General features: G+C 68.0%; 2 protein-coding genes (1 of these 2 running past the window's edge). Both read left to right on the top strand.

The window, feature by feature from the left end:
- Positions 1-171 precede the first annotated feature (171 nt).
- Entirely contained in the window at positions 172-8304 is an 8133-nt protein-coding gene (locus tag GM1_RS01460; protein ID WP_008376006.1) for a non-ribosomal peptide synthetase, read from the top strand.
- On the top strand, positions 8301-11681 hold the 5' end (the start) of the coding sequence (locus tag GM1_RS01455) for a non-ribosomal peptide synthase/polyketide synthase (protein ID WP_040519235.1). The gene runs 36498 nt beyond the window's last position; the window shows 3381 of its 39879 coding nt (coding positions 1-3381); its start codon is at positions 8301-8303; the stop codon falls past the right edge of the window. The genes GM1_RS01460 and GM1_RS01455 overlap by 4 nt, the downstream gene beginning before the upstream one ends.

The raw sequence follows: 11681 nt of genomic DNA, 5'->3' as shown, positions 1-11681 counted from the left end.
TTCCGAGGTTTTCATATGATCAAACGACGATGATGACGGGAAGAGATCCGACAGGCAGACACTGACAATAGGTTCGTAGGTGAGTGATGGCAGGGGTGGAAACCCCTACGGGCGGGGTCCGAGGGGACACGCCAGGCGGTGCAGATGCGCACGAGGCGAAAGGCGACAGCGATGAGTGAGCAGTACGACGACCCGGATGTCGGGCTGCTGCCGCTGAGCGCTGCGCAGCGAGGGATGTGGTTCGCCGAGAAATTGTCCGACGGGTATTCGGTCAACACAGCTCAATACTTCGAGCTCCGCCACGAGCCGGGCGGTCTGGACATCGACCTGTTCATGGCCTGCTGCGTCCACGTCGGCAAGACCATGGAGACCCCGTACGCGCGTCTGGTCGAGATCGACGGAATCCCGATGCAGCGAGTCGATCTCGAGTTCGACCAGCACATGCAGCTCGTCGACTTCCGCGACTCCGACGACCCTCGCGGCCTCGCCATGGAGTGGATGCTCGCCGAGTACCGCAGGCCGCTCGACCTCGTGAACGACGAGCTCATCGCATCCGCGGTGCTCCGCATCGACGACACGTGCACCCTCTGGTACACGCGCGCACACCACATCATCCTCGACGGGTACGCCGCGATGGCGATGTCACAACAGGCTTTCACCAGGTACAACGCTTTGCGTCGTGGGGAGGTCCCCGCCGACAAGCCGTCCGCGTCGCTGGAGGAGATCGTCGCCTACGAGGACGCGTACCAGCACAGCAGCAGGAAACAGACCGACCGCGAGCACTGGGCCGGTCGGGTGGCGGACCTTCCCGAACGCGCGACGTTGGCCCACGGCGCGGTGCCTGCACCGCTGTCGTTCCAGAACGTCCTGGTGAGCAACGAACTCCCCGCCGCGCAGCAGGCTCGACTCGCGGAGTTGGCCCGCGAGACCAACAGTTCGATCGCAGTCCTCCTCACGGCGGCGTTCGGCGCGTTCCTGGCGCGGATGAACGGCGCCGACGACGTCGTCCTCACTCTCCCGGTCGCCGCGCGCACCACAGCGAAGATCAAGCGTTCCGGCGGGATGGTGTCGAACGCGGTGCCGATCCGACTCCGGCGCGTGTTGCACGGCACGGTGCGTGATGTGGTCGACGCAGCTCTTCTCGAGCTGACCGGCGCACTCCGTCACCAGCGGTATCGCTCGGAGGACATCCACCGGGACGCCGGTCTCGCAGGCGGGTCCACGACATTCGGGCCGAGCATCAACATGGTGTTCTTCGATGACCAGATCCACGTCGACGGAGCGGAGATCTCGTACCGCATCCTGTCGTCCGGCATCCTCGAAGACCTGCTGATCAACCTGTACCAGGCGAGCGCCTCGTCGCCGGTCGTCGTCGACCTGCACGGGAATCCGCACGCCTACAAGCGCGAAGAGCTGACCCTGCACCATCGGCGCTTCATTCAGTTCGTCAGTCGATTCATCGACGACCTCGACGCCGCCGTGTCGGATGTGGACCTGTTCCTGCCGGGCGAACGCGACGTCGTCGACGCGCAGTCGGGCGTCGACGAGGTGGTGACGGCGACCGTCAACGCGGGATCGTCGCTTGTCGACCTGTTCGCGCGGAGTGTCGCCGAACACGCAGACAACACTGCGGTCTCCGACGGCACACGGACCATCGACTACGCCTCGCTCGACGCGCGGTCGGACGCGGTGGCGGCCGGCCTGGCAGCCTCGGGGGTCCTGCCCGGAGACCTCGTCGCGGTAGCCACGGACAGATCGGTCGACTTGGTCACCTCGATTCTGGGAGTGATGAAGGCCGGCGCGGCCTATCTGCCGCTCGACACCACGAACCCGGCCGACCGCCTCCAGTTCATCGTCGCCGACGCCATGCCGTCGGCGGCTATCGTCGACGACACGACGCGGCAGCTGGACCTGTGGCTGTCGGTGCCACCACAAGTGGGCGTCCACACCGTCGCCGATCTCGCCGACCGCGGTGCGGGGATCGACTTCTCGCATGTCGACACGCCTGCCGATGGCCGGGCATACGTGATCTACACGTCCGGTTCGACGGGCCGCCCGAAGGGCGTCGAGGTGACGCACCGAGACGTCGTCACCCTGATGGACACGGCCGCGAACGACTTCGAGTTCCGGTCGGACGACGTGTGGACGATGTTCCACTCGTACGCGTTCGACTTCTCGGTGTGGGAGCTGTGGGGCCCGCTGCTCACCGGCGGCAGGCTTCATGTGGTCGACCGCCTCCTCGCGCGCGACCCGTCGAGTTTTGTCCGACTGTGCGCCGACGAAGGCGTCACCGTCCTGTCACAGACCCCGTCGGCGTTCTACCAGTTCGCCGAGGCGCGGCGCCACGACTGCGATGTGCGACTGGCGCTCCGGTACATCGTGTTCGGCGGCGAGGAACTCAACTTCGAGTACGTGCGTCGCTGGTTCGACGACTTCCCGGCCGGCACCCCGAGTCGGGAAGGCCAGGGGCCGGTCCTGGTCAACATGTACGGGATCACCGAGACCACCGTGCACGTCACGTTCCGCGAGCTCGATCCTGCGTCGGTGCGAGCCGACGACGCCAGCTTCGTCGGACGGCCGCTCGCGAGCCTCGGCCTGCTGATCCTCGATTCGCGCCTGCGCCCGGTGCCTGCGGGTGTTGTCGGGGAGATGTACGTGACCGGCGGTCAGCTCGCGCAGGGCTACCTGAACCGCCCCGGCCTGTCGTCGGAGCGGTTCGTCGCGAACCCGTTCGGCCCGTCCGGGTCACGCATGTACCGCACCGGTGACCTCGCGCGTCGAACCGGTGACGACATCGCCTACCTGGGACGACGCGATTCGCAGGTTCAGTTGCGCGGTTATCGGATCGAATACGGCGAGATCGAGGCCGCACTGCTGAGTCTGGACGGCGTGGCGGGTGCTGCGGCGTCCGTCGTCGACCTGGCGACGCGCGGCGAGCAACTCGTTGGGTACGTCGTGCTCGAATCGGACGCCGAACTCGACGTTCAGGCGGCCCGGAGTGTCGTCGGACGGGCCGTGCCCGGCTACATGGTCCCCGACCTCGTGGTCGCCGTCGACGAACTCCCTTTGACGGCGAACGGCAAACTGGACCGCAAGGCTCTTCCCGCGCCGGAGCTCGGCGACGTCCAGGACGAGTACGTGGAACCCGCCGACGACCACGAGGCCGCCGTCGCGGCCGTGTTCGCGGACGTTCTCGGTCTCGACCGAGTCGGCGTGACCACGGGCTTCTTCGACCTGGGAGGCAACTCTCTCTCGGCGACCCGCCTCGCGTCGCGGGTGTCCGCCGTTCTCGACTCCGCGGTCTCGGTGCGCGACGTGTTCGAAGCGCCCACCGTGCGCGCACTCGTCGCGGCGACGGCGGGCAACGGACCGGCGGTCCCGCCGGTGACCGCGGTGACTCCGCGTCCCGACATCATCCCGCTCTCGTATCCCCAGACACGCCTGTGGATCCTGAACCGCATCGATCCCGGCACCGCCGCCTACAACATCCCGGGGGCCGCGCACCTGCCCGCCGACACCGACGTCGACGCCATGCGGGGAGCCATCGGCGACGTCGTTCGCCGCCACGAAGCCCTCCGCACCGTGTTCCCGCTGCGCGACGAAGAGCCGATCCAGGACGTCCGGTCGGTCGAGGAGGCCGTCGAGTCCGGTGTCGTCCAGGTGATCGACGTCGCCGAGGACGCGCTCACCGAAGCCGTCACCCGGATCAGTTCGGCCGGATTCGATCTCGAGCACGAGCTGCCCGCCCGCTTCCAACTGCTGCGTGTGCGGGACGACAACGAGCAGGTCACGTCGTTCGTCCTGGTCGCAGTCGTGCACCACATCGCAGGCGACGGGGCGTCCATCGCGCCGCTGATCCGCGATGTGATGTACGCCTACGGGGCCAATGTCCGAGGCACTGAACCCGAGTGGAGCGTGCTCCCGGTGCAGTACGCCGACTTCACGCTGTGGCAGCGCGACGTGCTCGGCGATCCGTCCGACCCGGCGTCGTTGATCCGCAGGCAGATCGATTTCTGGAGCGCTGAACTCGACGGCCTGCCAGAACTCGCGGCCCTGCCGATCGACCGCCCGCGCCCGTCCCAGCAGTCGGGCGTCGGAGACCGGTTCGACGTCTGGCTCGACGCGGACACCTCCGAAGCGTTGCGCACGATCGCCGCCAGTCAGGGCGTGACCCTGTTCACCGTGTTCCAAGCGATCACGGCGACCGTCATCGCCCGGCTCACCGACTCGACCGACGTCGCGCTTGGCACCGCAGTGCTCGGCAGGGACGACCCGCGACTCGCCGATCTGGTCGGCATGTTCGTCAACACCGTCGTCCTTCGTCACCGTATCGACGAGACCACCGACTTCGGAACGCTCCTCAACGATGCGCACCGCATCCGCGCCCGGGCGCTCGGCAACGCCGACGTCTCATTCGAACAGGTCGTCGACGCGCTCGACGTCCCGCGGTCCACGGACCACTCGCCGCTGTTCCAGGTCGAGCTGGCGATGCAGCAGGACGAGGTCACGTCACTTGTCACCGGTGGCGACGACGTCGGCCTCATCGACGCTCGCACCTCCGCGGTCAAATACGACCTGTCGCTCGCCGTGACCGAGTTCGGTCCGGACGGGGTGCGGCCCCACGCGGTGTCCGTCGAGTTCGCCTACGCCACCGACCTGTTCGACGAGGCGACGGTGGTCCGGATCGCGGACTACTTCCTCCGCATCGTCGGCGACGTCGTCGACGGCGGCGCGGCGACCTCGATGTCGACGCTCCTTCAGTTCACCGACGCCGAGCTCGTACAGGTGTCCGAGTATGCGCTCGGAGAGACCGTCGACGTCCCCGAGTCGACTCTCGCCGATGAGATCGCGCGGCAGATCGCCGCGACCCCGAACGCGGTCGCACTCGAGTCGATCGATGCGCGGCTCACCTACGCAGAGTTCGGCGCTCGCGTGAACACGCTTGCACGGCGGCTCATTGCGCGCGGGGTGGGGCCGGACGTCGCAGTCGGGGTCGCAGTGCCTCGGTCGATCGACATGTACGTCGCGATTCACGCGGTCGTCGCCGCGGGCGGACAGTACGTCCCATTGGACGCGGGCGCACCCGCCGACCGGATCGCGTACATGGTGGAGACCTCGGGCGCTCGCCTGGTCCTCGTCGGCGCGGAGGCGGTGTCACTGCCGTCCGCCGGTGTCGACACGATCACTGTGACGGCCGAGAGTCTCGCCGACGTCACCGTCGCAGACGCGCAGAGCACACCGATCACCGACGCCGATCGGCTCGCCGCGCTCCACCCCTCCGGCGCCGCGTACACGTTGTTCACGTCCGGTTCGACGGGCCGACCCAAGGGTGTGACGGTGGCCCATTCGGCGATCGTCAATCGTCTCGCGTGGGCGCAGTCCGAGCACCGGTTCACCGCAGACGACGTCGTTCTGCACAAGACTCCGATCACGTTCGACGTCTCGGTCTGGGAGCTGTTCTGGCCGTTGATGACCGGTGCCAGCGTCACGATCGCCGACCCGGGCCGCCACGGTGATCCGCAATACCTGTCGAACCTGATCGACGATGGGGACGTGACGGTCGCGCACTTCGTGCCGTCGATGCTCGCCGCATTCGCCGATGTGCTGGGTGATGCCGGGCTCGCCGCGCTGAGTTCGATGAGGTTGATCGTGACGTCTGGAGAGGCACTCACTCCGGCGGTCGCTCAACGGGTGGTCCGGGTGCTCCCCGGCGTCGAACTCGCGAACCTCTACGGGCCGACGGAAGCCGCTGTCGACGTCACCTGGCATCCGGTGGCGCGAGGCGAGGCCGTCGTCCCGATCGGTCGGCCGGTGTGGAACACCCAGACCAGGGTGCTCGACGAGAACCTTCGCCCGGTGCCCCAGGGCGTGCCCGGCGAGTTGTACCTCGGCGGAGTACAGCTGGCTCGCGGGTACGCGGCGCGAGGCGCGCTCACCGCGGAACGGTTCATCGCCGACCCGTTCTCCGACTCCGGCGGCCGCCTGTATCGGACCGGCGACATGGCGCGCTGGAACAACAGCGGCGAGCTCGAGTACATGGGCCGTAACGACTTCCAGGTGAAACTCCGCGGCCAGCGGCTCGAACTCGGCGAGATCGAAGCCGTTCTGGCATCCACTCCGGGCGTGGTGCACGCGGTCGCCACGGTCGCGACGATCGGCGGCGGAGATCACCTCGTCGGCTACTACGCGCCCGACACCGTCCCGACGGACGAACTCAGAGCGGTCGCCGAGAAGGCGTTGCCCGACTACATGAGACCGACCGTCTGGATGCCGCTCGCGGCGATGCCGCTGGGCAGTGCAGGCAAAGCCGACCGCAAGGCGCTGCCTGCGCCTGCACTGGTCAGTCATGGTCACGTCGACGCCCGCACCGACACCGAGAAGATCCTGGCCGAGGTGTTCGCAGACGTCCTCGGCGTCGAACCGGTCAGCGTCGTCGAATCGTTCTTCGATCTCGGAGGAAACTCCCTGTCGGCGACCAAGGTGGCCGCACGCGCATCGGGCCGACTCGGTCGGAAGATCCCCGTCGCAGTCGTGTTCGAGTCGCCCTCCGTGGCAGCGCTCGCCGTCGCAGTCGACGGTCTGCCCGACGCCGAGCTTCGCCCGGCGTTGTCCGGTCGTCCACACGGCGGACGAGGACCGCTGTCGGCGACACAGCGCGGAATGTGGTTGGTCAATCGGGCGGATCCCGACTCGGCCGTCGCCAACGTCGCGATGGCTCTCGACGTCCAAGGTGAGCTCGACGTGCCTGCGATGCGTGCCGCCGTCCGTGATCTGCTCGACCGTCACGAGTCGTTGCGCACCCGCTACCCGTTCGTCGACGGCGACGCGCGCCAGGAGGTTCTCGCGACGGCGGAGGCATACAGCACTCTCGAGTTCGTCGAGCAGACGATCGACGGTGACGTCGACCAAGCGATCGGACGCATCACCGGTCGAGGATTCGACGTGAGCGCCGCACCCCCGGTTCGGTTCACCATCCTCGAATCCGGCCCGACGTCACACGTGCTGGTCGTGGTGGTGCACCACGTGGCGATCGACGGAGCGTCCCTGCTGCCGCTGGCACGAGATGTGATGGTGGCCTACGACGCCCGCGCCCGCGGAACACGACCCGATTGGGCGCCCCCGGCAGTGCAGTACCTCGACTACGCGACGTGGCAGAACGACTGGCTGGCGTCGGTGCACGGCGGTCGCAGCCAAGAACAGATCCAGCTCGACTACTGGGCGGAGCGGCTCTCGGGTGCGCCCGCGGAACTGTTCCTGCCGACCGACCGGCCCAGACCGAAGTCGCCGAGCTTCCACGGCGCCGACGTGCGATTCGAACTGGCCGCCGACGTCGTCGAACGCATCGAGTCGGTCGCGCGTGCACACCACGCGACACCGTTCATGGTGCTGCAGTCGGCGTTCGCCGTGCTGCTGTCGCGTCTCACCACCCAGCGCGACGTCGTCATCGGCACACCCGTCGCCGGGCGCGGCGACCGCGCACTCGACGACGTGATCGGAATGTTCGTCAACACCCTCGCCCTGCGCACCCAGGTGAACGACGAGGAGAAGTTCTCCGAGATGCTGTCGCGTGTGCGGACCGAAGACCTCGCGGACATGGGTCGCTCCGACGTGCCGTTCGACGCAGTCGCAAGCCGGGTGGTCCCCACACCGTCGGCGTCGTACAACCCGGTCTACCAGGTGCTGTTCGCTTATCAGAACTTCTACTTCCCGACGCTCGAACTCGCCGGACTCACAGTGAGCCCGGTGTCCGAGCAGGTTCTGCCCGCAAAGGCCGACTTGCAGCTGACCCTGTTCCCGTCGCCTCCGGGCAGTGAGTCAGGCGTTCCGATGGGCGGCCAGTTCCTCTATGCGACGGACCTGTTCGACGAGGCGACGGTTCAGACGTTCGCCGAACGATTCGTCGCCGTTGTCGAGCAGATCGCCGACAACGCTCAGATCCGCGTGGCGGACATCTCGATCCTGACCGAGTCGGAGAACCAGCCGGTCGAGGACGAACCCGCGGTGCAAGAGGCATTGCCCGACTTGGTGGAGAGGGCGTCGGCTGCGGCGCCCTCGGCGGAGGCGGTGACTCACGACGGGATATCGGTCACGTTCGAATCGCTCGCCGCGATGACCGCGGTGATGGCCGCGGCCCTGCCGGATCGCGATTCGGCGCTCACCACCGCATTGATGAGCCTGCTGCCGACAGTCGCGCCCGCGGGGCCCGAGGTGTTCGGAACAGTGCTGGAGAATCTACGTAGGAACGCCGAATCGGTGACGGAATCGATCACCGTCGGCACGAGGGAACGGAGCGATCACACGTGACCGAGGGCGGTAAGGGAATGGAAGTCCTGTCTCGAACCTGGGGCGGACGACCTTCGACACCGGACTTGGTCGCGGCGGCCGCTCACCTGGCGCCCGCGGCCGTGGCGTTCGAGGGGGCGGGCGGTCCCGTTCTCTTCGCGACCCTGAACGCACAGGTCTCCGTGACCGCGGGTGTGCTCGCAGCGCAGGGCATCGACACGGAGGCCGCCGTCGGCGGCGCAGTGACCCCGCACCTCGGCATCGCCGGACTCGCCCCGACCGAGATCGCGGATGCGATGGCGACGGCGGTCGCGACGATCCGTTCCGCTGCTCTGGCGCTCGTCGGGACTGACGATCTCGCGACTCTGCCCGGGCTCTTCGCGTCGGCTGCTCACAGGTTCGGCTCGCGGCCCGCGGTCACTGACGGCACCGGTCGCACCCTCACGTACACCGAACTCGATGCGGCGTCCGACGCCGTCGCGCGCTCGCTCGTCGCCGCGGGCGCCGTCCCGGGAAGCGTCGTCGGACTCGCCACCGCGCGCACGGCTGATGTCGCGGTCGCGATCCTGGGAGTCCTCAAGGCCGGTGCCGCGTACCTGCCGATCGACGTGTCCCACCCGGCCGACCGCCTCGGATACGTGGTCGGGGAGGCTCGACCTCTCCTGATCGTCGCCGACGCCGACCAACACGAGGCGCTCGATTTCCTCGACACTCGCCTGGCCACTGTCGCCGACCTCAGTGCACCGGTCGACGCCGAACTGCCGACCATCGATCCGGCGTCCGCCGCCTACATGATCTTCACCTCGGGCTCCACCGGTCGACCCAAGGGTGTCGTCGTCGAGCACCGCAATGTGGTGGCGCTGATGTCGTCGGCGCAGCTCGGGTTCGACTTCGACGAGAACGACGTGTGGACGATGTTCCACTCGTACGCCTTCGACTTCTCCGTCTGGGAGTTGTGGGGACCGCTTCTGTCTGGCGGCAGGCTCGTCATAGTCGACCGCGACGTGGCGCGCGCGCCTGCCGAGTTCGTCCAGCTCTGCGCAACCGAAGGCGTCACGGTTCTGTCGTTGACGCCGTCGGCGTTCTATCAGTTCGCCGACGCCCGGCGTCGCGCACCCGACCTGGACTTCGCACTCCGATACCTGGTGTTCGGCGGCGAGGCGCTCGGGTTCGAATACGTCCGACGCTGGTACGAGGACTTCCCGAGCTCGCCCGGCCCCGTGCTGGTCAACATGTACGGCATCACCGAGACGACGGTGCACACAACGATCCGCGTCCTCGACCCGGAGATCGCGGCGGCCGCGCGAGGTTCCGATGTCGGCGGGGGACTGCCCGGCCTCACTGTTCGCCTCCTCGACGCGCGCCTTCAGCCGGTGCCCGACGGGGTGCCGGGTGAGATCTATGTGAGCGGCCCACAGGTGACGCGCGGCTATCTCGGCCGTCCAGACCTGACGTTCTCGCGATTCGTCGCCGATCCGCTCGGCGTTCCGGGCGAACGCATGTACCGCAGTGGTGACGTCGGCATCTATCGCGACGGAATCCTCGAGTACGTCGGCCGCTCCGACGACCAGGTGCAGCTCCGCGGCTTCCGTGTTGAACTCGGAGAGGTCGAGTCCGCGCTCTTGGCCGTCGACGGCGTCGACGGCGCCGCCGCCACCGTCAAATCGGGCGGCGAAGGACTGGAGATGCTGGTCGGGTACGTCGTGCCCGCTGCAGGCGTCACACTCGATCCGGCACAGGTCCGTTCCGCGGCCGGTGCGACAGTTCCCGGCTACATGGTCCCCGACTCGATCGTCGTGATGGAGGCGCTGCCGCTGACGGTCAACGGCAAGCTCGATCGCGCGGCGCTGCCCGAACCCGACCGTGACTTCGCAGCCGAGTACGTCGCCCCGGAGACAGCCGACGAGGTGCTGCTGGCAGGCATCTTCGCAGACGTGCTCGGCGTCGACGAGGTCGGCGTCACCACCTCGGTGTTCGATCTCGGCGGCAACTCGCTCGCTGCCGCGCGCATCGTCGGACAGGCGTCGGAGGAGCTCGGCGTCGACGTGACGGTCCGCGACCTGTTCGAGGCCCCGGCAGTCCGTGAACTCGCGGTGATCGCCCGCGGAAAGACTGAGGGTCTCCCGCGGATCGACGCCGTCGCCGTCCGCCCTGACGTGATCCCGCTGTCACTCGCGCAGCAGCGTATGTGGTTCATCAACCGCTTCGACCCCGAGTCCGCGGCCTACAACATCCCGCTGGTCCTCCGGATCCGGGGCGGCCTCGACGTCGACGCGTTGCGCACCGCAGTCGGCGACGTGCTCGGCCGACACGAGGTGCTGCGCACCACCTACACGACTGTCGACGGCAGTGGCGTGCAGGTGATCGCCCCGCCCGCGGACGCGCTCGACCGACTCGACTGGGTGACGACCGACGAAGCCGGACTGTACTCGGCCGCGTCGACCGGATTCGACCTCGCGACGTCGTTCCCGATCCGCGTCCGACTCCACTCGACCGCCGACGAGACCGTCGTGGTGCTCGTGCTTCATCACATCGCGTTCGACGGCGAATCGTTCGCACCGCTGGTCACCGACCTCACCGAGGCGTACCGCGCCAGGTCGACGGGTGGACAGGCGCGTTCGGAGATCGCGGCGCTGTTGGAACCGCTGCCCGTCCAGATCGCCGACTACGCGCTGTGGCAGCGCGGTGTGCTCGGCGCCGCCGACGACCCCGAGTCGATGATCGGCTCACAGCTCGACTACTGGTCGGGGCAGCTCGACGGTCTTGCAGGTGTGCCGACGCTCCCGACCGACAAATCCCGTCCCGCGCACCCGTCGTACCGCGGCGGCCGCCTGGACTTCGACGTCGACGAATCGATCTCGGGTCGGGTCGCCGAGCTGGCACGCACCACCAACTCGACACCGTTCATGGTCGCGCACGCGGCACTCACCGTTCTGTTGGCTCAATTGTCGGCCGACGCCGACGTGGCGGTCGGCACGCCGATCGCGGGCCGCGGCCAGTCGGTCCTCGACCCGATGATCGGCATGTTCGTGAACACGCTGGTCCTGCGCACCTCTGTCGATCCCGACCAGAGCTTCCTCGATCTGATCGGGCGAGTCCGCAGCACGGATCTCGGGGCGTTCGCGAACGCCGACGTCCCGTTCGAGTCGGTCGTCGACAGGGTCGACCCGGTGCGGTCGGAGGCCTTCGCTCCGCTCGCGCAGGTCTGGCTGTCCTTCGACCAGACGTCCGTTCCGGGACTCGCGGGCGGAGGGCTCGGCACCGTCGACATCGACGGTCTGCAGATCACCGTCGCCGAGCCCGACAAGGTCACAGCGCGAGTCGACCTCACCGTCGGCATCACCGACCACGGCGACGGCTGGCGCGGGCATCTCCTGTACGCCACCGACCTGTACGAA

This window comes from Gordonia malaquae NBRC 108250 (genome assembly GCF_000344135.1).
In the GTDB taxonomy this organism is placed as follows: domain Bacteria; phylum Actinomycetota; class Actinomycetes; order Mycobacteriales; family Mycobacteriaceae; genus Gordonia; species Gordonia malaquae.
This window is presented reverse-complemented; position numbering and strand designations above follow the sequence as displayed.

Coding starts and splice junctions, on each gene's coding strand:
- GM1_RS01460 (WP_008376006.1), top strand. CDS start 172: ATGAGTGAGCAGTACGACGACCCGGATGTCGGGCTGCTGCCGCTGAGC.